The organism is Micromonospora sp. NPDC005254 (assembly GCF_042872525.1).
Classification (GTDB): domain Bacteria; phylum Actinomycetota; class Actinomycetes; order Mycobacteriales; family Micromonosporaceae; genus Micromonospora.
This window is the reverse complement of sequence record NZ_JBIAKM010000004.1, coordinates 523008-548788: the sequence shown is the minus strand read 5'-3', so window position 1 is coordinate 548788 and position 25781 is coordinate 523008. Positions and strand designations below refer to the sequence as shown.

Annotated in this window: 21 protein-coding genes; 10 read left to right on the top strand and 11 right to left on the bottom strand. The window is 70.8% G+C overall.

What is annotated here, in order from left to right; all coding sequences use genetic code 11:
• Positions 1 to 17 precede the first annotated feature (17 nt).
• Positions 18 to 566 (bottom strand): N-acetyltransferase, encoded by a 549-nt coding sequence (locus ACFYPR_RS15735; RefSeq protein WP_354855781.1) that lies wholly within the window; start codon positions 564 to 566, stop codon positions 18 to 20.
• A gap of 134 nt (positions 567 to 700) precedes the next feature.
• Here ACFYPR_RS15735 and ACFYPR_RS15730 point away from each other — a divergent pair, with 134 nt between their 5' ends.
• On the top strand, positions 701 to 1246 hold the full coding sequence (locus tag ACFYPR_RS15730) for a DoxX family protein (RefSeq protein WP_354855780.1): 546 nt from the start codon (positions 701 to 703) through the stop codon (positions 1244 to 1246).
• A 215-nt stretch (positions 1247 to 1461) separates the two neighbouring features.
• The gene (locus ACFYPR_RS15725) at positions 1462 to 2907 is read left to right on the top strand and encodes a glycosyltransferase 87 family protein (RefSeq protein ID WP_354855779.1); all 1446 of its coding nucleotides are present in this window, start codon (positions 1462 to 1464) and stop codon (positions 2905 to 2907) included.
• A gap of 4 nt (positions 2908 to 2911) precedes the next feature.
• On the opposite strand, the gene ACFYPR_RS15720 is transcribed toward ACFYPR_RS15725, so the two are convergent.
• From ACFYPR_RS15720 to ACFYPR_RS15700, 5 genes are all read right to left on the bottom strand, one after another.
• On the bottom strand, positions 2912 to 3340 hold the full coding sequence (locus ACFYPR_RS15720; RefSeq protein WP_354855778.1) for a molybdenum cofactor biosynthesis protein MoaE: 429 nt from the start codon (positions 3338 to 3340) through the stop codon (positions 2912 to 2914).
• Complete coding sequence (locus ACFYPR_RS15715; protein ID WP_387260506.1) at positions 3337 to 4593, bottom strand: molybdopterin molybdotransferase MoeA; 1257 nt, start codon at positions 4591 to 4593, stop codon at positions 3337 to 3339. The genes ACFYPR_RS15720 and ACFYPR_RS15715 overlap by 4 nt, the downstream gene beginning before the upstream one ends.
• Positions 4594 to 4670: 77 nt before the next feature.
• On the bottom strand, positions 4671 to 5141 hold the full coding sequence (locus ACFYPR_RS15710; protein ID WP_354855776.1) for a MogA/MoaB family molybdenum cofactor biosynthesis protein: 471 nt from the start codon (positions 5139 to 5141) through the stop codon (positions 4671 to 4673).
• Positions 5138 to 5629 (bottom strand): cyclic pyranopterin monophosphate synthase MoaC, encoded by a 492-nt coding sequence (moaC, locus tag ACFYPR_RS15705; protein WP_354855775.1) that lies wholly within the window; start codon positions 5627 to 5629, stop codon positions 5138 to 5140. Before moaC ends, ACFYPR_RS15710 begins: the two co-directional genes overlap by 4 nt.
• 260 nt (positions 5630 to 5889) lie before the next feature.
• A complete protein-coding gene (locus tag ACFYPR_RS15700) occupies positions 5890 to 8988 on the bottom strand; it encodes a BTAD domain-containing putative transcriptional regulator (protein WP_355063390.1) in 3099 nt (1032 codons plus the stop codon).
• A 528-nt stretch (positions 8989 to 9516) separates the two neighbouring features.
• Between ACFYPR_RS15700 and ACFYPR_RS15695 the strand changes: the two genes are divergently transcribed.
• From ACFYPR_RS15695 to ACFYPR_RS15675, 5 genes are all read left to right on the top strand, one after another.
• Complete coding sequence (locus tag ACFYPR_RS15695; protein WP_387180756.1) at positions 9517 to 12045, top strand: putative bifunctional diguanylate cyclase/phosphodiesterase; 2529 nt, start codon at positions 9517 to 9519, stop codon at positions 12043 to 12045.
• Between the two features lie 115 nt (positions 12046 to 12160).
• Positions 12161 to 13498, top strand: a complete 1338-nt coding sequence (locus tag ACFYPR_RS15690; protein WP_387260650.1) for a glycosyltransferase 87 family protein — start codon at positions 12161 to 12163, stop codon at positions 13496 to 13498.
• A gap of 41 nt (positions 13499 to 13539) precedes the next feature.
• The gene (locus tag ACFYPR_RS15685; protein WP_355063386.1) at positions 13540 to 14172 is read left to right on the top strand and encodes a phosphoribosyltransferase family protein; all 633 of its coding nucleotides are present in this window, start codon (positions 13540 to 13542) and stop codon (positions 14170 to 14172) included.
• 22 nt (positions 14173 to 14194) lie between these two features.
• Positions 14195 to 14578, top strand: coding sequence for a zf-TFIIB domain-containing protein (locus tag ACFYPR_RS15680; RefSeq protein WP_354855770.1), 384 nt, complete (start codon positions 14195 to 14197; stop codon positions 14576 to 14578).
• A gap of 133 nt (positions 14579 to 14711) precedes the next feature.
• A complete protein-coding gene (locus ACFYPR_RS15675) occupies positions 14712 to 15389 on the top strand; it encodes a maleylpyruvate isomerase N-terminal domain-containing protein (RefSeq protein ID WP_387260503.1) in 678 nt (225 codons plus the stop codon).
• Positions 15390 to 15566: 177 nt separating this feature from the next.
• Here the strand turns inward: ACFYPR_RS15675 and dnaB are convergent, their stop codons facing one another.
• A complete protein-coding gene (gene dnaB, locus ACFYPR_RS15670) occupies positions 15567 to 18332 on the bottom strand; it encodes a replicative DNA helicase (protein WP_387180762.1) in 2766 nt (921 codons plus the stop codon).
• A 384-nt stretch (positions 18333 to 18716) separates the two neighbouring features.
• On the opposite strand from dnaB, the gene ACFYPR_RS15665 reads away from it, so the two are divergent.
• A complete protein-coding gene (locus ACFYPR_RS15665) occupies positions 18717 to 20279 on the top strand; it encodes a hypothetical protein (protein ID WP_387180764.1) in 1563 nt (520 codons plus the stop codon).
• A gap of 82 nt (positions 20280 to 20361) precedes the next feature.
• Here the strand turns inward: ACFYPR_RS15665 and rplI are convergent, their stop codons facing one another.
• The 4 genes from rplI to rpsF all read right to left on the bottom strand — a co-directional run bounded on the left by rplI (position 20362) and on the right by rpsF (position 22018).
• Positions 20362 to 20808, bottom strand: a complete 447-nt coding sequence (gene rplI / locus ACFYPR_RS15660) for a 50S ribosomal protein L9 (RefSeq protein ID WP_007453817.1) — start codon at positions 20806 to 20808, stop codon at positions 20362 to 20364.
• 14 nt (positions 20809 to 20822) lie between these two features.
• Positions 20823 to 21062 (bottom strand): 30S ribosomal protein S18, encoded by a 240-nt coding sequence (gene rpsR / locus ACFYPR_RS15655; RefSeq protein ID WP_007073789.1) that lies wholly within the window; start codon positions 21060 to 21062, stop codon positions 20823 to 20825.
• Between the two features lie 41 nt (positions 21063 to 21103).
• Entirely contained in the window at positions 21104 to 21637 is a 534-nt protein-coding gene (locus ACFYPR_RS15650) for a single-stranded DNA-binding protein (protein ID WP_234582687.1), read from the bottom strand.
• Between the two features lie 90 nt (positions 21638 to 21727).
• A complete protein-coding gene (gene rpsF, locus ACFYPR_RS15645; RefSeq protein WP_007453836.1) occupies positions 21728 to 22018 on the bottom strand; it encodes a 30S ribosomal protein S6 in 291 nt (96 codons plus the stop codon).
• A 641-nt stretch (positions 22019 to 22659) separates the two neighbouring features.
• On the opposite strand from rpsF, the gene ACFYPR_RS15640 reads away from it, so the two are divergent.
• Positions 22660 to 23451, top strand: a complete 792-nt coding sequence (locus tag ACFYPR_RS15640) for a deoxyribonuclease IV (protein WP_355063374.1) — start codon at positions 22660 to 22662, stop codon at positions 23449 to 23451.
• Positions 23448 to 25694: a hypothetical protein gene (locus ACFYPR_RS15635; RefSeq protein ID WP_387180769.1), complete on the top strand. Its 2247-nt coding sequence runs from the start codon at positions 23448 to 23450 to the stop codon at positions 25692 to 25694. Before ACFYPR_RS15640 ends, ACFYPR_RS15635 begins: the two co-directional genes overlap by 4 nt.
• Positions 25695 to 25781 lie beyond the last annotated feature (87 nt).

Sequence of the window (25781 nt, the reverse complement as noted above, 5' to 3'; positions counted from 1 at the left end):
CGCGCCCGCCAGCGCGTTCAGACCCTGGACCAGGGCGCCGGGAAGACCACCTCACCACGCGGCGGTGGACCCTCCTCGCTGGTGGACGGCGGCAGCACCAGCGCCTGCCAGGGCTCCCCGAGCCCGGCCCACGGGCTGGTGAGGCCCAGCTCCGCGGCCGGCCCGAAGCCGAAGCGGCGATAGAACGCCGGGTCACCGAGGACCACGACCAGCCGCTCGCCCAGCTCGGTGGCGGCGTCCAGCGCGGCCTGCACCACCGCGCTGCCGTGCCCGACCCGCTGTCGGTGCGGCGCGACCGCCACCGGCCCGAGCGCCAGGGCCGGCGCGACGGCACCGCGATCGGGCCGCACCCGCACCCGGGTGAGCAGCGAGTATCCGACGACCTCGCCGCCGTACTCGGCAACCATGGCCAGCTCGGGCAGCCAGGCGTCGGTGCCGCGCAGGTCGTCGACCAGCCCCACCTCCGGCGGCGTCTGCACCTCCGGTCGGGCGAACGCCGAGGCCAGCACCCGACGCACCGGGCCGGTATCGGCCGGACCTTCGGGGCGGAGCCGCAGCGTCGTCACCCGCGCGACGTTACCCGTGACGGCCCGTCCATCAGCGATGGTCGCTCGAATCGGCGTGGCGCACGTGCACATCGGCCGATCCGGATCCGGCGGTTGCCGGGGTAGCAAACGCCCCGACGGGGTATGACTGATCCATGACGCCCGTACGCTCCCTTGCCCGCGCCATGCTGAGCGGCATCTTCGTGGTCAGCGGGTACCGCAATTTCCGCAACCCGCACCGGCTCGCGGAGACCGCCAAGCCGGTCACCGACCGGGTCGCGCCGCTCCTGCAGAAGGCGCACCCGAACTTCCCCACCGAGACCGAGACGTTGATCCGACTCAACGCGGCGGTGCAGGTCGGCGCCGGGCTGATGCTGGCCACCGGGCGGTTCAGCCGGCCCGCCGCGCTGGTTCTCGCCGGCACGTTGGTGCCGGTCACCCTCGCCGGGCATCCGTTCTGGAAGAACGACGACCCGATCGCCAAGAACAACAACGAGATCCACACCCTGAAGAATCTCGGGCTCTTCGGCGGCCTCCTGCTCGCCGCCGCCGACACCGGTGGCAAGCCGGGCATCCGCTGGCGTACGGGTCACCGCATCGGCCACTCTCGACGTTCCATGCAGCGCGCCGTCCGCACCGCCCGCCGCGAGGCCCGGATCGCCGTCCGGTCAGCGGCCACCGCGCGTCGACTTCCCGGCTGACCTGCCTCGATCTGCTTCGGTGTCACCCCCACCCCCCGCTAAGGCGACGAATTACCTGAACCACCCGGTAGGCGTTAACGCGGTGGAAATGTCAAAAACATGTGTGGGATCGGACACGGTCGCATAACGCGGGAGGCACTGACGTGAGGCGCCGTTCTAGGCTCCGTGCAGGACCTGGACGGGTAGGACGACCTTGGTACGGGGGTGGCCACGCCATGCCGACGGCTGTCGGTAGACGGGCGGACCGCGTCGCCCCAGTTCAACGCATGACGCGGGGGATCGATCGCAGGAACGTCGTACGGGGCGCCATCGTGGCCGCCGTCGCCTATGCCGCATGGCTCGCCATCGGTGAGTTCGGGCGACCGTACAACTTCTTCGACATGAAGATCTACCACGGTGCGGTGGTGTGGTGGGCGAGCGGTCATGAGCTCTACGAGTTCATCGCGCCCGGCACCACGCTCGGCTTCACCTACCCGCCGTTCGCCGGGCTCGTCATGCTGCCCATGGCGCAGCTGCCGATCGACGCGGCGGGGATGGTCAACGCCCTCGCCAGCATCGCGACGCTGACACTGGTGCTGGCCGGACTGCTGCGCCCCATCGTGGACCGGTTGGCCTGGCCACTGTGGTTCACCGTGGCCCTGGCGGTGCCGCTCGCGCTCGCCATCGAGCCCAGCCGGGAGACGCTGGGCTACGGCCAGGTCAACCTCCTGCTGTTCGCACTGATCATGGCGGATCTGATCGGGCTGCGGTGGCGCTCGCGCCGAGGCACCCACTACGCCGCGACCGACGGCCCGTTGCTGCGCTTCCTCTACGGTGGCGCCTGGGCGGGTGCCGGCATCGGCCTGGCCACGGCGGTGAAGCTCACCCCGGCCTTGTTCATCGCCTACCTGCTGATCACCCGCCAGTGGCGGGTGGCGGCCACCGCGATCGGCACCACGATCGGCGTGACGATCGGGACCTTCGCGATCGTCGGCGACGAGTCGCGGACGTACTTCGGCAGCGTGCTCTGGCAGACCGAGCGGGTCGGCGCGGCCGACATGACGCCGAACCAGTCGCTCGCCGGCCTGCTGGCCCGGCTGTACGACTCGATCGAGACTCCCGGGCTGCTCTGGCTCGCCTTCTCGGTGCTGATCCTGGCGGTGGGTCTGTCCCGGGCGGCCAGCTCGCGCGCCGACGGTGACGAGCTGACCGCGTTCACGCTTGTCGGCCTGACCGCCAACGTGATCAGCCCGATCTCCTGGACGCACCACCTCATCTGGGTGATCCCGGCGATCATCGTGCTGGCCGACGCCGCCGTCCGTCGACGGGAAGCGAGCAGGGGTCTGGGGCAGCGCACCGGCCAGGGCGCCGCATTCGGTGGCCTGAGCGGGCTCAACGGTCTTCGCCCGCCGATCTGGTACCCCACGCTGACCGGGTTCCGGCACGGCGTCGCCGCCCTCGGCCTCTACCTGCTCTTCCTGATCTCGCCCATCTGGCCGTACGAGCACCAACTGCCGGAGGTGTCGCACTACCAGGACGGTCTGTTCGGGGCGCTGATGGAGAACTCGCTGGCTCTCGCGCTGATCGTGCTGGTCGCGGCGCTGCCCTGGCGGCCCGGCGCCGAGCCGGCGTTCTACGGCGAACGGCTCGCTCGGGCCGTACTGGTCAACGGCCGCCGCTGAGCGGTCAGGGACAGTTGACCCATTCCTCGGTGCCGTCGGCGAAGACCTGCCGTTTCCAGATCGGCAACCGGGCCTTGGCCTCGTCGACCAGCCGGGCGCAGGCCGCGAAGGCCGCGGCGCGGTGCGCGGTGCTCACTGCGGCGACCAGCGCCACGTCACCGATGGCCAGCGGCCCGACCCGGTGCGAGACGGCCACCGCGTAGACGTCGGGATCGGCGGCGATCTCGGCAGCCACCTCGCGCAGCACCTGCGCGGCGCTCGGGTGCCCCTCGTAGTCCAGGCTCACCACCGGACGCCCGTGGTCGTGGTCGCGTACGACGCCCTGGAAGGAGACGACCGCGCCGGCCCGGCGGTCGGCGACCGCCGCCTCGTGCGCGGCGAGGTCGAGGGGCTGGTCGGTGACCTCGACGACGGTGATCGCCGGCGCGGTCACGACACCCGCTCCCCGGGCAGCAGCGGCAACGGCACGATCGGCACCCGATCACCCTGCGCACCGTTGGTGCCCGGTCGGATGACGGCGAACCCGTCGGCGCCCGCGAGCCCGCGCAGCATCGCCGACCCGACGTGCCGCACCGGGTACGCCGTGCCGGCGGCCCGGTCCAGGCGGACCAGCGCGAGATGGGTGTGATCGCCGCGCCCGGGCACCGCCTCGGCCAGCGTGGCCTGGGGCAACACCGGCATCGAGCGACCCTGGAGCCCGGCGAGCAGCGGCGCGACCAGTGACACCAGCGCGACGATGGCGGACTGCGGGTTGCCCGGCAGGCCGGCGACGAACCGGACCCGCCCGTCGTGATCGGCCAGCCGGGCCAGCAGCATCGGGAAGCCGGGCCGGACCGCCACCGTGTTGACCACGTAGTCGGCGCCCAGCGCCTCCAGGGTCGGATGCAGGTGGTCGACCGGGCCGTACATCGTGCCACCGGTGGTGCAGACCAGGTCGGCGCTGGTCAGCGCCGCGCGCACCGCCGCCACGTGCGCGGGCAGCGTGTCGGCGACCGGGCCTACCACGTCCGACGGGCGGACGTGGCAGCCGTACCGACGTAGCCATGCGGGCACCGCCGGGCCCAGCGCGTCGCGCACCCGGCCCGCCCCGGGCGGACCAGCCGTGAGCAACTCGTCACCGAAGACCAGCAGCGCGGCGCGCGGCGCCCGCCGGACCCGCAGCGTGTCGTGCCCGCAGGAGGCGGCCAGGCCGATCACCGCCGGGTCGACCGGCGTGCCGACCGGCAGAAGCTCCTCATCGGCGTACGCCTCCTCGCCCGGCTGCCGCCACTCCGGCGTCGGCCGGGGCGTGCCGCTGACCAGGCCGCCCGTGACGGTGGACTCCTCGATGCGCAGCACGGCGGTGGCGCCCTCGGGCACCATGGCCCCGGTCGCGATCTCGACGGTCGTGCCGTCCTCGGCGAGTGGCGTGGGGGTGTTGCCGGCCAGCACCCGCCCGACGACGCGCCACGGCCCGGTGCCGCGCACCGCCCAGCCGTCCACGCTGGAGGTGGGGAACGCGGGCAGGTCGGTGCGGGTGGTCAGCGGCTCAGCCAGGGTCAGCCCGTCGGTGTCGACCAACGGCCGGGCGACGGCAGGCAGCGCGGCGGCCAGACCCACCGCGTACACCCGGGACCGTGCCTCCTCCCACCCTGCCGGCGGGGGCGCGGCGACCCGGCCCGCGGTTGGTGCGGTTTCCGTGCTCACCGACCGAGCCTATCGGGGCGGACCGACGCCCGCCGGGCCTGGGCGCGGACCGGCCGGTGGTCGCCGGCGCGGACCGATCAGTGGTCGCCGCCGCGAAGCTGGTCGACGGCGTGGCCGAGGATCGGCCCGAGCACGGCCAACCCGTCCCGGGCGCCGCCGGTCGAGCCGGGCAGGTTGACCACCAGCATCCGGCCGGCCACCCCGGCCAGGCCCCGGGACAGGACCGAGGTGGGCACCCGCTCGCGACTGTGCGACCGGATCGCCTCGGCGATGCCGGGGATCTCGTAGTCCAACAGAGCCCGGGTCACGTCCGGCGTCCGGTCGGACGGGGTGATCCCGGTGCCGCCGCTGGTCAGCACCACGTCGACACCGTCGCTGAGGGCGTCCCGCAGGGCGGCGCCGACCGGCTCGCCGTCGGGCACCACCACCGGCTCGTCGACCTGACAGCCCAACTCGCGCAGGCCGGCGACGAGCAGCGGGCCGCTGGTGTCGGCGTAGACGCCGGCCGCGGCCCGGTTGGACGCCACGATCACCCGGGCCTGGATCACGGCCGATCCTCCGGCCGGACCCACTCGCCGGTCTTGCCGCCCTCCTTGCGCAGCACCCGGACCGCCTCCACCGAGGCCGCCGGATCGACCGCCTTGACCATGTCGATCAGCGCCAGGCCGGCGACCGCGACCGCGGTGAGCGCCTCCATCTCGACTCCCGTCCGGTCCGCCGTGCGAGCGGTGGCGGTGATCTCCACGGTGTCCGCGGTCAGCCGCAGGTCGACGGTGACACCGTGCAGGGCGATCGGGTGGCAGAGCGGGATCAGCTCCGGAGTGCGCTTGGCCCCCATGATGCCGGCGAGCCGGCCGACCGCCAGCGCGTCACCCTTGGGCAACCCGTCGCGGTGCAGCAGGTCGACGACCTCGGGCGTGGTGCGCAAACGGCCCGCCGCGACGGCCACCCGGCCGGTCACCGGCTTGGCGGAGACATCGACCATGCGGGCCGCGCCGGCACGGTCGACGTGGCTGAGCTGCGCGGGTTCGGTCACGGCCGTGAGCCTATCGTCGCGGTACGACGCACCGGGGCTCGGAAGGGGCGGCGGCCCGGCATTCGCCGGGTGCGACAGCGCTCACCGGGCCGCGCCCCTTCCCTCGCTGGACCCGCCGCCGAGGTCGCTGGGGGGACCTGGCGGCGGGCGCGTGTCGACGACCCGGTTCTGCCCACGGGCAGAACCTCCCCCGTTCGCCGATACGCTCCAGAAGCTACCGGGCCCGGCGATAAGAAATCGATAAGCGACGTTCGCGCAGGTCAGCACCCCGCATCGACGACACTGGCAGCCAGTTCGGCGAGGCGGCGCTCGACATCGAGGCGTTCCGGTACGCCCATCCGACGGAAGATCGCCAACGCCCGCTCCCAGTGCCGCCGGGCCTCGGCCGGGTCGACAGCCTTGAAATGCTCCGCGAGGCCCGCCAGTGCACGCCCCTGCTCGTGCGGGTGTGCGATCCGCGTCGCCAACCGCAGGGCCTCGCGGTGCATCTCGGCTGCCGCACGGTCCCGCCCGCGTGCCCGCAGCGTGCGGCCCAGTTCGTTCAACGCCGCGGCCTCGACATGCCGCTCGCCCGAACCGACCGCGAGGGTCCGAGCCAACTCATGCTCCTGCTTGGCCTCCGCCAAGCGACCAAGACCGCGGTAGGCGATGCCGAGGTCGAGGCGTACCTCTGCCTCGCCGTAGCGGTGGCCGGTGCGGTCGCGAAGCGCCAGCGAGGCCCTGAGGATCCTGATCGCCTGATGGAAATCTCCCATTCGGGTGCGTACCGATCCGATATGGCTGAGAGCGTTGAGCACGTGGAACTCGTTCGAGTTGGTTCGGGCCCAGGCCAGGTGACGCCGGTGAATCCATAACGCCTCTTCGTAACGGCCCAGTGACGTGAGGGCGATACCAACGTTCGGTAACGCGTTCGGCGCTCCTGCGTTGCCGTAGCCCCGGTAGTCACGCAGATGTTCCATACCGAGTGCCACCGCCTCGGTCAGATTGCCGCTCCAGTAGTGGACCGGGGCAAGATTGGCCTGGTAGCGAGCCGTGTTCAGCACGTCCCGGGATTCCTTGGAAAGCTCGACCGCGCGGGTCAGATGTTTCAGGGCTTCTCGGTTGTCGCCGGTCCGGACGTAAGCGGAGGCCAGGTAGTTCTGCATCAGCGCCGTCGACTCGGCGTTGCCCGTCGCCTCTGCCGCTGCCAGCCCCTGCTGGTGGGTCACGATGATGTCCTCGAAGTATCCGCGGATGTAGCAGAATCGCCACAGGGCACGAGCCAGCCGCCAGGCGTGCTCGTGGAAGCCCGCCTCATGTGCCGACGCCACCATCGTCACCAGGTCCGCCCGCTCGGCTTCCAACCACTCGGCGCTCGGCTCGCCAAGAGCCTCCAGCAATTCAGGCCGACCGAACGGGAGATGACTGACCTGGCTTTCGATGACAACGGGCTCGATAATCTCAGCAATCCGCAGTGCCGCTGCCAGGGTGAAGTCGAGCAGTTGGGCCAGGGCTGACCAGCGGTCCTGCGCCGAATCGACGTACAGGCATAGCTCGACGGAGTACTGGCGCATGAGGTCGTGCAATCCGTATTGCCTGGAGTTCAGATCCTCCACCAGGTGCCTGTCGGTGAGGTCGTCGAGAGCCGCGTGAGCTTCCGCCACCGTCAGCCCGGTCAGTGCCGCGACCGCCGTTGGGCTGAACCGGCTACCGGGGTACAGACCCAGAAAGCGAAAGACCCGCTTGGTCGACTCGGGGAGAGGTTCGTAGGAGGCGGCGAACGCACCGGTGACTGTGCTGTTCTCCCCGGCCAGATGAGGGAGAACCGACGCCGCGCCGGCCATCTGTGCCGCGAGATCCGCCAAGCGCCAACCACGTCGGTGCGCCAGCCGGGCGCCGGCCAGCCGAATCGCCAGAGGAAGATGGCCGCACCGCCGGACCACCTCGACCGCTGCTTCCGGCTCGGCGTCGACCCGTTCCCGCCCCACACTCGCAGCCAACAGGTCGACGCCCTCTCCAGACGACATGACCGGCAGGGACTGCGACGCGCCGAGGTCCGGGTGGGTGAGTCGGCGTCGAGACGTCACCAGCACGACGGCGGTGGGCTCGATCGGCAGAAGCGGCAGGATCTGGTCGCTGCTGGCGGCGTTGTCCAGAATGATCACCGACCTCCAGCGGGCCAGTTCGCGTCGCCAGAGTTCCGTCCTGTCGTCGAGGTCAACCGGCACCCGCTCAGGCGGCACCCCAAGCTGGCGAAGCAGGACGACAAGAGCCGACGCCGGTCCAATCAGGTCCTTCTCGCCATGCCCCCGCAGGTCGACGTACAAACGGGCATCCGGGTACCGATCGCTCAGCCGGCGGGCCAGGTGCACGGCAAGTGTTGTCTTGCCGCTGCCGGCCATTCCGTCGATGACGTGCACGGCCGGTACGCGATCCTCGACACGCCGCGTCTCCGCCAACAGCCTGGCCACGACGGCCTCCCGACCAACGAAGTCGGTGACCGAACGAGGCAGATGATCCACCGCTGCGACTGTGGGCATCTGCTTCGTCGTCGGGTCACCCGCCGGTCCTGGTGGGGACCCAGCAAGGCGCCCAGCCGTGCCTTTGCTCAGGCCGGTGACGACGGGTTCCCGGCTCGGCGCCTCGGTGAGGATCCTGCGCCGCAACTTTTCGAGGTTGGCCCCCGGGCGCACCCCCAGCTCCGTCATCAGATGCCTGCGAATCTCGTCATACGCGACAAGCGCCTCCGCGTTGTCACCGCGCTCGTGCAGGGCCCGCATGAGAAGGAGGTATGTCGGCTCTCGGAGCGGATGAAGGGCAGTCACCGCGCGCAGTGACGGAATTGCGAGATCATCCCGCCCGGATCGCAGATGAACCTCGGCGAGGAGTTCCACGGCCAGAAGACGCTCCTCCTCCGCAGCGACGGTTCGAGCCGTCAGGACGGGCCCAAGCGGGATGCCGGCGAGCATGGGACCCTGCCACCGCACCAAAGCGCGGCCCAGCAGTTCCGACGCACGCGACAGGTCGCCGGCGCCCAGAGCATCCCGGCCAGCGTAAAGCTCGTCCTGGAAGCGGAAGACGTCGATCACATCCGGCCGCAAGGCGAGGCGATAGCCGTTCCCCTGCCGCACGAGAGTCGCGTCCGCGAGCGCTAACGTCTCGAACTCCCGGCGAAGATTGGCCGCATAGGTCCGCACATTCGCCACAGCGGAACGCGGAGGACGGTCGGCCCACAGCTCGTCTATGAGGCCGGACAACGTCACCAACTGGCCTGGCTGGACCGCGAGCATCGCGAAGATTACCCGTTGTTTGGGCGTACCCAGGTGCAACTTGTGGTCGGCAAGCAGCACCTCCAGGCCACCCAGCAGGTTGATCTCCACCGGCCCTCCGAATTCGCGTCTATCGGTGTCTAGCTGATCACACTGGGGAAGGTTAACGGTGGTCAGAATGCACGCCAACCCCCCAACGAGACACCCCAAATCCACACCGACCAGGCGACGGAGAGCAGATTCTGTCCGACCGGATTGACCCTGAGCCCAAACTGACGGATGAGGCCAGGCGCACATCCTGGCCACACTAGGGAGGAGGCGACAACGCCGATAGCCTCTCAGCAGCGCGCAAGCTGCGGATCGCGAGTGCAGCACGACCGCGCTCCGCTCAGGTGGCATGGACAGACCGTCACAAAGGCCGCTGGCTTGGCTAATGTTGCGTATACCGACATTTATCGCTACTAAAACTGCCTAACTCCTCTTAGGCTCCCATCACGAGAACGGATCCGGAATACGGAAACGGCCGGACGAGTGGAGGGAGCATGCAATGCGCGGCAGCGACTGGTTCTGACATCGAAGTAGCACTGAGCGGTAAGCTCCTGTCGTCAACAGGTAACTGTGGGCGACGACAGGAGCTTCATGAGCCAGGTGTCACCGCAGAGTCCCCGGGCAGATCGGTCGCTTCTGCTGCTCGTCGGTCTCATCGTGGTCATGGCAATCGTTCCCACAGTCATCGCTGGGGCCAACGTGTTGACCCGTCGCCCCGTCTCGGTAGGCGACGGTGCGACATTCGTAGCGCTGACCTTCATGACTGCGCTTGGCACGATCGTCATGGCACCTATCCGAATTCGCTCGACCACACACGGCATCACCTGGGTCGAGACGGCGATCGTGATAGGGCTTGCCGTGGCACCACCCGCCTGGGTGGTACTGGCGACCGGGGCTGGCGTCGGTATCGCATCAGCCATCATGAAGCTGCCGATGATCAAGGCGGCCTTCGGAGTCAGCAAGAACATTTTGGTGGCTGGTGGAGCAGGCATCACCACTTTGGCCATCCCCTGGCAGTGGCCGCCGGCCGGCGTGGTCGAGCTGGCCACCTTGCTCGGGGCGATCTACCTGGTGGCGGCACTCCTCGACGACCTGCTGGCCATCCCGGTGATCGCGCTGGCCACCGGGACACCGGTCTCCCGTCAGTTCTTGAACAACCTTGACCTGCGGATCGCCGGCTTCGGCGTGCGATTCATCGTGGCTGTCTGCACGCTACTCATCCTCCGCGAGGACCCCCGACTGCTGCTTGCCGTCCCCCCACTGATGTTGAGCCTGCACCTGGCCTACTCCGCGCGCATCCGAGGTCGCACCGAGCAGCAGGCGTGGCAGCGGCTCGCCCGCACCACCGACGCGCTCAACGTGGTCGACCTGGACAACGTGCTCACCACCGCCGTCACCCAGGCCGCCGAGTTGTTCTCCGCCGACGAGGTCGAGATCGAGCTGCGCGACGGTGGCCGCACCGTTCGAGGCGGCACCGGCGGCATCACCTTCGACGGACCGACCGGCACGCCCACCGACGTGGACGGCACCGTCGTGCCCACCCCGCTGGAAGGCCACGACCGCTCCGTCGACGTCGGCGTCCTGCGCCTGCGCTTCCGTGGGCCGGTCCAGCTCTCCGAGCGGGAGCAGTACACCCTGCGCACCTTCGCCTCGGCGCTCTGCACGGCGGTCCGCAACGCCCAGGCGTACGCCGAGCTGGCCCGCGTCGCCGACGAGCACGCGTACGCCGCCACCCACGACGCGCTCACCGACCTCGCGAACCGGCGGCACCTCCTCGACCGGGGCACCGAGCATCTCAGTGCCCGGCACGCCGACGGGGTGACCGCACTGGTGTTGATCGACCTCAACCACTTCAAGGAGGTCAACGACACCCTCGGCCACGCCGCCGGTGACCAGGTGCTGGTCCAGGTCGCCGATCGGCTGCGCGGGGCCGCCCAGTCCAGCGATCTGGTGGCCCGCCTCGGCGGTGACGAGTTCGCCGTACTCCTGCGCGGGCTGCCGGCCCCCGCGGTGGCCGCGCACCGGGCCGAGACGCTGCTCGCCGCCCTGCACGAGCCGTTCGAGCTGGACGGCATGCGGATCAGCGTCGAGGCCAGCGGCGGGATCTCCGTCGCCCCGGCCAGCGGCGGCATGGCCGAGCTGCTGCGCCGCGCGGACGTCGCGATGTACCAGGCGAAACGGGCCGGGCAGCGGATCTCCACGTACGCCCCGACCCGGGACACCGCCGACCTGAGCCGCCTCACCCTCGGCGGCGACCTGCCCCGTGCCGTGGCCGACCACGAGTTCATCGTCAACTTCCAGCCGATCGTCGACCTGGGCACCGGCGAGGTGACCAGCGCGGAGGCCCTGGCCCGCTGGCACCACCCCACGCACGGGCTGATCGATCCGCTGCGTTTCCTGGAGGCGGTGGAGCGTTCGGGAATGCTGCCGGCCTTCGCCGAGGCGATCCTCGACCAGGCCCTGATCGCCGCGGCCAACTGGCGCGACGCCGGCTTCGACGTACCGGTCGCGGTCAACGTGTCGCCGCGCAGCCTGCTCGACGCACGCTTCCCGGGCTCGGTGCTGGCCCGGCTGCGTGCCCACGACCTTCCGCCCGACCGGCTGGTGCTGGAGCTGACCGAGACGTTGACCCTCAGCCAGCTCGACGTGGTCGACCGGGTGCTCAGCCGGCTACGCGACGAGGGCGTGCGGTTGGCGCTGGACGACTTCGGCACCGGCTACTCCTCGCTCTCCCTGCTCTCCCGGATCCCGGTGCACGAGCTGAAGATCGACCGCAGCTTCGTGACGACCATGGAGAGCTCGGCCGAGGCCGCCGCCGTCATCCGCTCCACCCTCGACCTGGGCCGCAGCCTCGACCTGGCGGTGGTCGCCGAGGGCGTGGAGAGCGAGCCGCAACGACGCGCCCTCTGGGAGTTGGGCTGCGTGGCCGGCCAGGGCCACCTCTTCGCCCGGCCGATGCCCGCCGGCACCCTGCTCGCCGCGTTGCAGCGCGGGTCGGGTGGCCAACCCGGCACTCTGGCGCCACCGCTGCACGACACCGGCGCGGTGATCCGGCTGAGCCAGACCCGCCGCCAGGCCGGGCGCTCCCGCCCCGACCGCCTTCCCCACCTCCCCGCCTGAGCGGGGCACGAGCACGACACGGCGAGCAGAGGCGCCGCCGCCGGTGTGACCGAGGCCGGCCGGAGCCCCGCGGACAATCGGGTGAGCAGCGAGGTCTGCCAGACTGGCGCTCGTGATCGCCGACGCCCCGACCGCCCGCCGCCACCGCTGGCGGACGCTCGACACCGCCGCCGGTGGGCTCGCCCTCGACCTGGGCCTCTACGCCGTGTCGGCCGTCTTCGCGGCGATCACCGCGGTCACGTCGACCCTGCTGCCGCACCGGGCCTGGGGTGCGGTCGCCGCCGTCGGCTACCTGGTCGCGACGGTGGCGGTGATCGTTCAACTCCTCCTGCGCCGGCGCAACCCGGCGACCCGACCGGCCGGCCTTCCGGCCCGCTGGGCGGTGACCGGTTTCGCGTGGGCGAGCACCGCGCTGCTACCCGTGCTCTGGCAGAGCGTCGAGCGGGCCACCGGACGCACCGACCGCGCGCAGGAGGAGGTGCTGGTCGTCGAGCAGGCCGGCATCCGCCTGCTGGAGCACGGCACGCCGTACCTCGGCCGAGACGCCATCGCCGCCCTGCCGGCCGGTGAACAACTGCTCGGATACACGCCGTACCAACCGGGCATGGCGTTGTTCGGCCTGCCCCGGGCACTCGCCGACACCTGGTGGACCGATGCCCGGGTGTGGTTCGCGGTGGGCACCGCGCTGGCGCTCGCCCTGGCCGTGGCCACCCTGCGCGCCGCGCGCGGCACCGTCGGCGGCCCTCTCGTCGGGGCGCACCGGTCCGATGCCGCGCTACTGCGGGGCGTGCAGGCCGCCACCGTCCTGCCGATCTGCGCGCTCACCCTCGCCACCGGCGGTGACGACATGCCCGTACTCGCGCTCTGCCTGCTGGCCCTCGCACTCGCCGCCGCCGGTCGGCCCGGCCGGGCCGGCCTCGCGGTCGGGTTGGCGGGCGCGCTGAAGCTGTTCGCCTGGCCGATCGCCCTGGTCCTGATCGTCTGGGGTCTGACCCGGCGAGCCGGCGCCCGGGTCGCGGCCGGCGCGATCGGGTTACCCGTCGCCGCCCTGCTCCCGGCCCTGCTGGTCGACCGCGACGCGCTGACCGAGAACGTGCTGCGCTTCCCGCTCGGGCACGGCCTGGTCACCAGCCCGGCGCAGTCTCCGTTCCCCGGTCAGCTGATCGCCGCCACGCTGCCCGGGGGCCGGCTGATCGCCGCCGCCCTGCTGGTGGCGGCCGGCGTGGCCATCGCCGTCCGACTCGCGCGCCGCCCGCCGGGCACGGCCGCCGCCACCGCGCTGATCTGCGGGTACGGACTCCTCGCCGCGATCGCGCTGATGCCCTCCACCCGATTCGGGTACCTGCTGTACCCGCTGGCCCTGCTCGCCTGGGCACCCGCCCTGCACAGCCCGGACGCCGCACCGACCACCCCGACGCCCGACCGCCTGCCCGGTCGGACCACATCGGTCTAACCGGCGGGCGAAACGCCGCCGCACGGCGTACACCTGGAGGCATGACCACGTACCGCGACCGCGCCGAGGCGGGCCGGGTGCTCGCCGAGCGGCTCACCGCCCTCGTCGGCGAACCGGACACGGTCGTCCTCGGCCTCGTCCGCGGCGGCGTACCGGTGGCCCGGGTCGTCGCCGAACGGCTCGGCGCCCCCCTCGACGTGCTGGTCGTCCGCAAGCTCGGTATGCCCTGGGCCCGGGAGGTCGCCTTCGGCGCGCTCGGCCCGGGCGGGGTGCAGGTGCTCAACGACGCGATCGCCAGCCGCCTCAGCAGCGACGACATCGCCGAGGTCAGCCAGCGCGAACAGGTCGAGTTGGAGCGCCGCGAGCGGCTCTACCGGGGTGGTCGCCCACCGCTGGACCTCACCGGGCGCGTCGCCGTGATCGTCGACGACGGTCTGGCCACCGGCGCCACCGCCCGCGCCGCCGTCGAGGTCGTCCGCCGACTCGGCGCGCGCCGGGTGGTGGTGGCCGTGCCGGTCGGCGCGCAGGAGGCGTACGAACTCCTGGCGGCCGAGGCCGACCAGGTCGTCTGCGCGCAGCGCCCGTCGGATTTCGGCGCGGTGAGCGTCTACTACGACGACTTCCACGAGGTCTCCGACGACGAGGTCACCGACGCGCTCACAGCAACCGCTTAGCTCGACCAGGTACCGTCGGGTGATGAATAGCCTCACCTGTCCCAAGTGTCACGGCGAGATGCGTCAATACGAGCGCAGCGGTGTCGTCATCGACCAGTGCGGGGAGTGCCGGGGCATCTTCCTCGACCGCGGCGAGTTGGAGAAGCTGTTCGAGGCAGAGGCCAACTGGAGCCGCCAGCAGGCCGGCGGCCCGCCGCCGCAGCCCGTCCAGCAGCCGGGGGGCTACCCGCCGCCGCCCGCCCCGGCGCAGCACCAGCCCGGCTACGGCGCGGTCCCCCCGCCGCCGCCCCCGCCGCCCGTGCACGGCTACCCGCCGGCGCCTGCCTACGGTCAGCAGCACCAGGGCTACCACGGCCACTACCGGCACAAGAAGCGCAAGGGCTTCCTCGACGAGATGTTCGGCTGAGCCCGACCGCGGAGTCATCCCAGGTGACATGCCTCTGAGTCGCGGCTGTGACTCAGAGGCACGTCACTCGTGGCCCAGCCACCCACGCCGTCGATGGTTGGCGGCCGAGGTGCGTCATGCGAGGCTGCATCGCATGACCGAGATCCGGCCGGACGAGGCTCTCGCCCAGGCGTACGACGGCATCACGGCGGTGGTCGACGGCCTGGACGACGCGCGCCTGCAACGAGCGACCCGCTGCCAGGGCTGGCTCGTCGCGGACCTGCTGTTGCACGTGCTCGGCGACGCCCAGCGGGCACTCGTGGCCCTGGCCAGACCCGTCGACGGTCCCGCCGACGTGGACGACGTGTCCTACTGGCGCGGCTTCCCGGGCGGCGATGACCAGGCCGCTCGGCACGCCTGGTGGGTCCGCCGGTCGGCGTCCGCCTTCGACCGACCGACCGGCATCGTCCGGCTCTGGGAAGAGACCGCCCCGGCGGCGGTCCGCGCCGCCGCGTCGGCAGACCCCGAGGGGTACGTCACCACGCAGGGGCACGTGCTGCGCGTACCGGATTTCCTCGCCACCCTGACCACCGAGGCCGTCGTGCACCACCTCGACCTGACGCCGGAGCTGTCGGACGCGCCGCCACCCGGCCCAACGGCGGTACGCATCGCCGTTTCCACGATGGACGGCCTGCTGAGCGACGACGCGGTCCGCCCCGCTGGATGGGACGACCAGGAGTTCCTGCTGAAGGCCACCGGGCGAATCCCGCTCACCGACCGGGACCGGGTGGAGCTTGGTGAGGCGGCGGGCTGGTTCCCCCTGCTCGGTTGAAGCCCTCGCCGCCGACGGCTCAGGACATCAAGCGGATCAGAAATCAGCGACCCAACATTATTTTCGCCTGCCTGCTGACTCCGTACGAATGCGCAATTCGGGTTAGAGTCTCACCCGCTCCCGCACGTTCAACAACAGCCTGGATTTGCGCCGCCGACAGACGAGAAGCCGTAGTGCTCATCCGATAGCCATGTCCACGAAACGTGAGAGATGCAGCTGGGCCGCGACCGTCACCGTGTCGGTTGGCCCATTCCGATGCTTAGCAATTATGAAATCCGCCTCCCCCGCCCGCGGCGACTCCTTGTCGTAGTAGTCGTCGCGGTGCAGAAGGATGACAACGTCGGCATCCTGCTCAATTGAGCCAGATTCACGCAAATCAGACAATTGGGGGCGCTTGTCGGTGCGCTGCTCGGGGCCACGGTTCAGCTGACTCACCGCGATGACCGGGCACTCGACCTCCTTGGCCAGCAGCTTCAGACCACGGGAGAGGTCGGCGACCTCCTGCTGCCGGCTCTCGGTGCGCTTCGGCGAGGTCATCAGCTGGAGATAGTCCACGACGATCATCTTGAGGTCGTGTCGCTGCTTGAGCCGGCGGGCCTTCGCCCGGATCTCCATCAGGTTCATGCTCGGCGTGTCGTCGACGAAGAGCGGCGCCTCGCTGATCTCGCCCATGCAGCGGGCCAGCTTGGTCCAGTCGTCGTCGGAGAGCTGCCCGCTGCGTAGCACGTGCAGCGGCACCCGCGCCTCGGCCGAGAGCAGTCGCATGACGATCTCGACCTTGCTCATTTCGAGCGAGAAGATGGCGGCGGCCTGGTTGGCACGAATGGCAGCATTTCGGGCAAAGTCCATGCTGGCAGTGCTGTTGTGGGTCGGGATCATGGACCGACCGGCCAGGTACAGGTGGTCGTCGTTGTCGACCGTCACGCACCGTACGGGCACGCTGGGAACCGGCCGGACGTCCACGATGAAGCGGCAACCCGTTCGAGCGGGTCCCTCCCCCCGCCGTCGCGCCACGTGCGCATCCCGCTTTCGGGCGAGCCCGAAGACCTCGTCCGTGGTCGTGAAGTTCACGTTGTACGCGACCGACGTCTCCGGCTTGCGTCCCTCGACTGCCTTGAGACTGATTGAGCAGCGGTAACCGAGACTGACGATCAGCTCGTACACATCTGCGGCCAGCCGCTCCGAGGTGCTGGTGAACTGAACATTTCCCGTACCGGTGACAGTCCCGTCGGTGTCGAGTAGTCCCGCAAGTAGGGCGCGGCGCTGCCCTTCGGACGCGCGCAGGTAGGCCTCGGGTATGTGCTTGACGTTCAGCACGCCCGACTCTCGCAGGCTTCGTACCAGGGACGAAGGACGATTCCCGCAGGCCACGCAGCCATTTCGACGCCTGTCGCACACCGGGCAACTCTTGGGCAGGATCGTGTAGAGAGTCGAGACAGAGCGTGACTGCCTGATCTCGAAGCCGTCCTCCTCGATGCGCCGGAGGATACCGGGGTCAACGGTGGTGATCCGGCTGTCGGCGCTGCTGCCGTCACCCAACCAGGCACCAAGGGTGTACGGCGGGATAGGAAGGAGTCGATCGGGAAGGTTGAGCGGGGCTGCATTCGTGACCGCGTGATTGAGACGACGGTCTGCGGTCTCCGTGCGAAGTGTCGCCCGAATCTGCGCGGTGGTGAAGACCCCCGGCTGCACGCTGTCAGCCAAACTAGCGGTCCACCGCTCCACGCGGTTGAGTAAACCCCCATAAAGCGCTCGGGCGGGATAAGCGCGCGCGGGGCGTGCACCCGGCCTGCCGCGCATGGTGGGGGAAGCCCCTCGCGGTATGTCACGGGTGACCCGCTGGGCGGTGTGCACGAGTTCCGCTCCGACAGAGCTGGCCAACTCGTGGATGGTGACAGTGTCCGTGCTCGTTGCGGCAGCGACGCGGAGTCGCTCCACGGTCTCCGGACGCCAGTGGTTGCGGCGCCTGACGTCACCCGCTCTGCGGCTCGCGCGGGTGGTGGTTTTCCACAGATGCTCGGCGTCGGCTACGAGGACCGACCCGTCGGAAAACTCGACCTCGTAGCACGGGCGATCGTGACGTACTTCGAAGGCGTGCGTGACAGTGGTGGGATGCCCGTCGGCGCCGATCAGCCGGTCGCCGACCTTGACCTCGCCCATCGTGGTCCAGCCATCCGGCGTCGGCAGCGGGGTGTCGAGCGCCAGCGCCTTACCCAGACCGGGCCTACCCGCGACAATGATCAACTGCCCGGCGTGCAGGCCGTTGAGCAGCCGGTCCAGGTCGGTGAAGCCGGTCGGCACACCGGTCATCATCCCGCCCTGCGCACCCACCGCCTCGATCTCGTCGAGCGTCGGCTGAAGCATGTCGGCCAGGACCGCGAAGTCCTCGCTGACCCGCCGTTCGGTGACGTCGTAGACGGCCTGCTGCGCGAGGTCCACGACATCGTCGACGTCGCGGCTGCCGCCGCTGGCGGTGCCGTAGCCCAGTTGCACGATCTTGGTGCCGGCCTCGACCAGCCGGCGCAGCACCGCCCGCTCGCTGACGATCCGCGCGTAGTACGCGGCGTTCGCGGCGGTGGGCACGCTGGCGATGAGGGTGTGCAGGTAGGGCGCCCCGCCAACGCGGACGAGGTCGCCGGAGTCGGCGAGTGCCGCCGCAACGGTGATCGAGTCGGCCGGCTCACCCCGGCCGTAGATGTCCAGGATGATGTCGAAGATGGTGGCGTGCACCGGCCGGTAGAAGTCGTTGGTCTTGAGGATCTCGACGACGTCGGCGATGGCGTCCTTGGAGAGCAGCATGCCGCCGAGGACGCACTGCTCGGCCGCGACGTCCTGGGGCGGGGTCTTGTCGAACTGGCCGTCCCGCTGCACGGGCGGCTGGCCGCCGCCGGGCCGTGACTCCGCCCGCCTGTCGTCGGTGACCGACACGGGTCCCCCCTCCACTGCGTCGGATCCGGTCCCAGCTCTACCGCCGGGGTACGACAGTTCTCCTCCGACCAGGCCGGTCGATCGGGGGCCATCGCGCCGGCGGTCGAGGGCCAACCATACGGACCCCGAGGTCAGCGACTCAACAAGCCCGGTGGACGAGCCTCGGGACAACCTGTGGACACCGGTGCACAAGCATGTGCGCAGGGTGTGCACAGGCTGTGGACAACGGTTGGGGAATTCTCGACCACAAGCCGCTGAGCTGCTGAAACGTGGTCCCCAGCCTGTGGAGGAGAATATTTTGGTCGGTTCTGTGACACGATCTTCCCGTACTATCTCCAGCGAACGGCTACACCTGGACAGCGGATTACGCTTTCGGTTCAGAAGGGTCACACTCCGGCCGTGAGTTACCGGGACTGGGGACGCGGGGAGGGCAGCCCGCGCGAGCGCCCGCCGACCGCCTCGTGGGGTGAGCCCATGCTGCCCGCTCCGGTCGAGCCGTACGACGAGGACGCGCGCTATCGCACCTCCAGTCGGCGGCGCGCGCTGGACCGTGGGCAGGACGAACCGGTCGACGCCTACCTGCCGCGGTGGGCGCTGGAGTCGGGAGTTCGGCACGCCGACGGCGGCGGCCGGCACGCCGCGCCCGACGAGGACGAGGACGCGCCCGAGGACGCGCCCGAGCCCGAGTTCGAGGTCGAGCGTCCGAGTTCCGGGGGCGGCTGGCGAAGCACCGAGACGACGGGTGCCCGACGGCGTGCCGTCGAGACGGGTTGGCGTGAGCGGCCGGCGATCGGCGCGGGCCCCGATTCGGACCACACCCGGGAGTGGACGCTCGACCGACCGCAGGATGGGGGGTACGCCGGCCGTCGGCGTGCCAACGCGGCAGAGGAGGAGCCGGTCTCCGGCGCGGTCCCGGACCGTCGTCCCCGCCGTGCGCCCGTCGGCCGGCCCCAGGTGATCTGGTCCGGTGGGGACCTGGAGTCCGACCCGGCCGACGGGACGTCTCGTCCGGAGCCGAGCCGGCCGACGCGGCGCAGCCGACGGGCGGCGGAGGAGTCCTGGACGCGTCCGGCGGTGGATCCGTGGGAACGCGGATCGGAGCGGGCGGCGGAGCCGGACCCGTCGTACGCGCCCGCGGTGGACCCGTGGGACGCGTCGGGTGTGCACGCCTGGCCGCCGGCCGGCCCGGACGGCGCCGACCTGAGCGAGCAGTGGTCGCAGGCGGAGAACATCGGTGGCTGGGAGCGGTCGGACCGCACCGGCCAGTGGGAACGCTCGGCGGTCGAGGACGACCAGTGGGACCGGACACTCCCACCCCGTTCCGACCGGTTCACGGCGGCCGAGGGGTGGTCAAGCCGGGACAACGGTTTCTGGTCCGGCACGCGGTTGTCCGGCGACGATCCGCGCTGGATGGATACGACGACGTCGGCACCCCGGTCGCCGGTGGTGGGTTACACGGCTCCGCGACCGCGCAGTGCTCCCGTACCCCCTGATGGCGCCCGGCGTCGGTCGGACCGGCCGCCGGTCGGCGCGGCGTCGGTCCGACGGCGGGTGGAGTCGGTGGCGACGGGCGGTTGGGCGCGTCGTCTGGAGGACGACCTGCTCGACCCGGATCCCGGTGGGTCCGTCCGGCCGCTGCTCTACACCGCCGCCTGCTACCTGGTGCCGGCAGTGCTGATCTTCCTGTGGTTGCTCACGCTGGACGGGCAGGCGCCGGCCGGGTGTGTCACCGACATCAGCGGGGGTGGCTGCGACTCCGCCCGGTCACGCGCGTTGGAGTCGCTGCTGGCCGGCTCGCCGCGTTTCGGGTTGGCGCTGGTGAGCAGTCTGGTGGTGGCGGCCCTGCTGCGGCGGGTCGGCACGACGTGGCGGTCGGCCACCATCGCGCTGGCCGCCGCGGTGGTCGGCGGTGGCCTCTCCACGGTGCTGATCAGCGCGGTGACCGGTCAACCGATCGGCTGACGGCGAGCCGGGCACGCCAGGGCATGCGCGAGGGCCCGCACCGATCGCTCGGTGCGGGCCCTCGTCGTGGTGCAGCTGGTCGTCAGCCCTGAACGACGTTCAGGTTGAACGACGCGGTGACCTCGGGGTGCAGCTTGATCTTCACCGGGTAGGTGCCGGTCGACTTGATGTGACCGGGCACCTCCAGCCGGCGGCGGTCGAGGACCGGGCCGCCGGCGCCCTTGACGGCGTCGACGATCTCGGCCGAGGTGACCGAGCCGAAGAGCCGACCGCCGTCGCCGGCGCGGGCCTTCAGGTTGACCTTGAGACCCTCGAGCTGACCCTTGACCTCGTTCGCGTGGTCGAGGTCGCGGATCTCGCGGGCCGAACGGGCCCGCTTGATGACCGTGACCTGCTTTTCCGCGCCCTTGGTCCAGGCGATCGCGAAGCCCTGCGGCAGCAGGTAGTTACGGCCGAAGCCGTCCTTGACCTCGACGATGTCGCCCGGGGCACCGAGGCCGGACACTTCCTGAGTCAGGATGATCTTCATATCGGTGCCTCCTCTCAGCGGGCCGTTGCGGTGTACGGCAGGAGCGCCATCTCGCGGGCGTTCTTGACCGCGCGGGCGATCTGCCGCTGCTGCTGCGAGGTCACGCCGGTGACCCGCCGAGCGCGGATCTTGCCGCGGTCGGAGATGAACTTGCGCAGCAGCGCCGTGTCCTTGTAATCGATATAGGTGATCCCGTCCTTGTCGAGCGGGTTCACCTTCTTCTTCGGCTTGCGAAGTGCCGCAGCCTTGGCCATTGACCTTGCTCCTGGTTTGCGATCGCGGGCGCTCGGCGCCATTAGAACGGAGGCTCCTCGTCGAAGTTGCCGCCCGAACCGGCACGCGCGGGAGAGGGTGCGGCCGAAGCCCAGGGGTCGTCGAAGTTGCCTCCGCCGCCACCCTGGCCACCACCGCCGCCACCACCGAAGCCGCCGCCACCGCCACCGGAGCGGGACATCTTCTGCACCTTCGCCGTGGCGTAGCGCAGCGACGGGCCGATCTCGTCGACCTCAAGCTCGATGACGGTGCGCTTCTCGCCCTCGCGGGTCTCATAGGACCGCTGACGCAGCCGGCCCGAGACGATCACGCGGGCGCCCCGCTGCAGCGACTCGGCGACATGCTCCGCCGCCTGACGCCACACGGTGCAAGCCAGGAAGAGCGGCTCGCCGTCCTTCCACTCATTGGTGGTCTTGTCCATGAAACGGGGCGTCGAAGCGACCCGGAACTTGGCGACCGCCGCACCGGACGGGGTGAACCGCAACTCGGGGTCATCGGTCAGGTTGCCGATGACCGTGATGGTGGTGTCTCCTGCCATGACCATCTCCTCGCGCACTCAGCGTCTCGTCGTACAGGCTCTCAGAGCCGTACGACAGAGTCGCGGAGGCTGATCCGGGCGAACCGGGTTGAATGCCGGACTGAATGCTTAGCGCATCTCCGGCCGGATGACCTTGGTGCGCAGCACGGACTCGTTCAGCCGGAGCTGACGGTCCAGCTCGGCCACGGCAGCAGGCGTAGCCTGCAGGTCGACGACGGCGTAGATGCCCTCGGCCTTTTTGTTGATCTCGAACGCGAGGCGCCTGCGGCCCCACACGTCCGTCTTCTCAACCGAGCCACCCGCGGTCCGAATCACGTTCAGGTACGTGTCGAGCGACGGGGCGACGGTGCGTTCCTCGAGGCTGGGGTCGAGGATCACCATGATCTCGTAATGACGCAAGACGTGCTCACCTCCTGTGGGCTAAGCGGCCACGGTCCTTCCGTGGCAGGAGGTCGTGCGTCGCTGCCCGCACGTGCCGGGGGAACCCGGCCGGACGCGGACAACCTGACCAGGATACCCGGTCCGGACGATCATGCCCGGGGCGGTCGGGCCAGTGCCCCGGGCGTGCCGACGGGGACCCACCACCCGACCGTCACTGGTCGGTGGCGAGCCCCCGTCAACGAGGCCGCGGAGCGTCCCGTCCGCATTCCTTGGGTGGGACCTGGGGAGGAACGACCACACCGATGAGGTTGGACCGAAGACGCCCCGCGGAGCTTTATCGTGTTGTTATCCGACGATACAACGGCTCTCGTCCCTTGTCGGGGCAAAAGGCAGAATTTTCCGAGATTCTGCAACGGCGGAGATCTGGTACGTCGAGGGGTCGCCCCCGCGGTGCCGGGCCGCGCCGCGGGGATGACCTCGCTCTCGGGCCGACGAGCGCCGACTGCCATGCGCGGCGGACCCGCCACGCGCAGCCCCGGGCCGTGCTCGCCGGGTTCCATCCCATCAACGATCGTCGAGCAGCCGGGGTGACGCGACGAGCGACGACACCGCGCCAGCCGTCGCCGCAGCCGTCGGGGTCGCGACGTAGGCTCGCTGCCATGCGTATCGGAGCCCACGTCGATTCGACCGACCCGCTGGCGGAGGCGGCCGCCCGGTCCGCCGACACCGTGCAGTTCTTCCTCTCCGACCCGCAGGGATGGAAGGCCCCCAAGCCGCGGGAGGACGCCGAGCGGCTGCGCGCGGCCGAGGTCGACCTCTACGTGCACGCGCCCTACGTCATCAACGTGGCGACCCTCAACAACCGCATCCGGATCCCCAGCCGCAAGCTGCTGCTCGGGCACGCGACCGCGGCGGCCGCGATCGGCGCCAAGGGCCTGATCGTCCACGGCGGGCACGTCAACGCCGGGGACGACCTGTCGGTCGGCTTCGACAACTGGCGCAAGACCTTCGCGTACGCGGCGGACTCCGGCGGCTTCGGCGTCCCGGTCCTCATCGAGAACACCGCCGGCGGCGACAACGCCTGCGCCCGCCGGCTGGACGCGCTGGCCCGGCTCTGGGACGCCATCGGCGACCACGAGGTCGGCTTCTGCCTCGACACGTGCCACGCGTACGCCGGTGGCGAGGAGTTGCTCGGCCTGGTCGACCGGGTGAAGGCGATCACCGGTCGGATCGATCTGGTGCACGCCAACAACTCCAAGGGCGCGTTCAACTCCGGCCAGGACCGGCACGACAACCTGGACGGCGGGACGATCGACCCGGAGCTGGTGGTGGCCGTGATCCGGGCCGCCGGGGCGCCGGTGGTCGTCGAGACCCCGGGCGGCGTGTCCGGTCAGGTGGCCGACATCGACTTCCTCCGCCAGCAGCTCGGGACGGAGCGCCCGGCCGCATGACCACCGGACAGCCCGGGAGCCCCCGGCCCACTCCGACCGACGACGCCCCGAGCCGACCGGCGCCGACGCGCGCCGGGGACCCGCCCGTCCCGCCGGCTTCCGCCACCGCCACGTCTTCCACCGACGCGACCGCCAACACCGACGCGGACCGCCCGACCCGCGCCGATGACACGCCATCCGGCGCCGCTGGGGCCGAGGGCGCCACCGCCCCGAACGGCCGACCAGAGCGCGACGCCACGAAGAACGACATCGCCAAGGTCGGCGGCAGGAAATCCGCCGCGAAGCGCGGCAGCACGAAGGGCGCCGCAGTCAAGGGCGCCGGGGTCAAGGGCGCCGCGGTCAAGGACGTCGCGGTCAAGGACGTCGCGGTCAAGGACGCCGACGAGGCCGAGGGTACGAAGGCGGATGACGCCGACGGTCCGCAGAAGGCCGACGGTGACGCGAAGCCGGGCGACGCGAAGCCGGTCGAGGCCGAACGCTGGGAGGCGTTCGCCTCGGCGCCGGAGCCGCGGCCCAGCCGACTCAGCCGAGCCGCCCGCGCCGTCGGACGGTTCCTGGTCCACGAGTGGACCCTGGCCACCCTCGGCGCGCTGGCGCTGGCCGTGCTGATGACCTGGCCGACGCTGCGCTACCCGCGCTACACGCTTCCGCAGGACACCTGGGACCCGAGCCTGCAGGCGTGGCAGATGGCGTGGTCCGGGCACATCCTGCTGGCCGACCCGGCGCGACTGTGGCAGTCCAACACGTTCTTCCCGGAGCTGTGGAGCTTCGCGTTCTCCGACACGCTGCTCGGCTACGCCCCGGCCGGGATGCTCGGCAGCGGCCCCGAGGACGCGGTGCTGCGCTACAACATCGTGTTCGTGCTGGCGCACGCGCTCGCCACGCTCGGGGCGTACGCCCTGGCCCGGCAGCTCGGTGCCGGTCGGATCGGCGCCGCCGTGGCCGGGGTCGGCTACACCTACGCGCCGTGGCTGCTGGCCCAGGCCGGGCACCTGCACGTGCTCTCCAACGGTGGCATCCCGCTGGCGCTCGCGATGCTCGCGCGGGGGCACGGCTGGTCGCTACGGCACGGCTACCGGCCGGAGCGGCGGCATGACGGCTGGGTGTACGCCGGCTGGCTGGTGGCGGCCTGGCAGGTCAGCCTCGGCTTCGGCATCGGCCTGCCGTTCGCGTACTTCCTGGCCGGCGCGGTGCTCGTCGTCGCGGTGCTGTTCGGAGTTCGCCGGCTGAAGTCCGGCCGGGCGCTGCCGTTCGGCCGCCGCCTCCTCGTGGCCGATGTGGTCGGTGGGGTGTTCTTCGCCGGGGTGGGCCTGCTGATGGCGTTCCCGTACTTCAAGGTGACCGAACTGCACCCGTACGCCGAGCGGACGATCCGCGACATCAGCATCTTCTCGCCGCCGGCGTCCGGCTTCGTGACCGCGCCGGCCGAATCACGAGTCTGGGGTGGGTTGCACGAGGGCGCCCGCGCGGCGCTGCCGTGGCATCCGGAGATGACGCTGCTGCCGGGCTTCGTGCTCTACGCGCTGGCCGCCGGTGGGCTGTTCTTCTCGGTCTGGCGGCTACGGCACCGGCTGCTGTTGCTCGTCGGGGTGCTGGTGACGATGGCCTTCGCGATGGGCACCCGCTTCTTCGACGGCACGTTCACCTACGTGCCGCTCTTCGAGCACGCGCCGGGCTGGAACGCGCTGCGTACCCCGGGCCGGTTGATGCTGTGGACCACGTTGCTGCTCGCGTTGCTCGCGGCGGGCGCGGTCACCGCCCTCACCGACCGGGTCCGTGAGCTGGCCGCGCAGCGGATCCCGTCCTGGCCGGGGCCGTGGCTGCGGATGGCCACCCTGCTGCCGCTGCTGCTGGTCACACTCGAGGGCCTGAACGCCACCCCGCATCCGGTGGTGCCGGCCCAGCCGGCGGCGATGCGCGCGGCAGAGGGACCGCTGCTGGTGCTGCCCAGCAACCAAAGCATCGACCAGCACGTGATGCTCTGGTCGACCGACGGGTTTCCGGACGTGGTGAACGGCGGCAGCGGTTTCACGCCTCGGCAGCTCGACGACGTCCGTCGGGTGAGCCAGTCGTTCCCCGACCAGACGAGCGTCGACTACCTGCGGACGTTCGGCGTCCGCACGGTGGTGCTGCTCCGCAGCCAGGTGCCCGGCACGCCGTGGGAGATCACCATCGACGCGCCGGTCGAGTCGCTCGGCATCACCCGCCAGGACGTCGGCGACGCCGTCGTCTACCGACTCTGACGCCTCTCGCTACCTGAGGTTTGCCTGGCAACACGTCCGCCCGCCGGACCAGTGCCATGGCGTGGTCACCCAGCGGCCTGCCGATGG

Coding starts and splice junctions, on each gene's coding strand:
- ACFYPR_RS15730 (WP_354855780.1), top strand. CDS start 701: ATGACGCCCGTACGCTCCCTTGCCCGCGCCATGCTGAGCGGCATCTTC.
- ACFYPR_RS15725 (WP_354855779.1), top strand. CDS start 1,462: ATGCCGACGGCTGTCGGTAGACGGGCGGACCGCGTCGCCCCAGTTCAA.
- ACFYPR_RS15695 (WP_387180756.1), top strand. CDS start 9,517: ATGAGCCAGGTGTCACCGCAGAGTCCCCGGGCAGATCGGTCGCTTCTG.
- ACFYPR_RS15685 (WP_355063386.1), top strand. CDS start 13,540: ATGACCACGTACCGCGACCGCGCCGAGGCGGGCCGGGTGCTCGCCGAG.
- ACFYPR_RS15680 (WP_354855770.1), top strand. CDS start 14,195: ATGAATAGCCTCACCTGTCCCAAGTGTCACGGCGAGATGCGTCAATAC.
- ACFYPR_RS15675 (WP_387260503.1), top strand. CDS start 14,712: ATGACCGAGATCCGGCCGGACGAGGCTCTCGCCCAGGCGTACGACGGC.
- rplI (WP_007453817.1), bottom strand. CDS start 20,808: ATGAAGATCATCCTGACTCAGGAAGTGTCCGGCCTCGGTGCCCCGGGC.
- rpsR (WP_007073789.1), bottom strand. CDS start 21,062: ATGGCCAAGGCTGCGGCACTTCGCAAGCCGAAGAAGAAGGTGAACCCG.
- ACFYPR_RS15640 (WP_355063374.1), top strand. CDS start 22,660: ATGCGTATCGGAGCCCACGTCGATTCGACCGACCCGCTGGCGGAGGCG.
- ACFYPR_RS15635 (WP_387180769.1), top strand. CDS start 23,448: ATGACCACCGGACAGCCCGGGAGCCCCCGGCCCACTCCGACCGACGAC.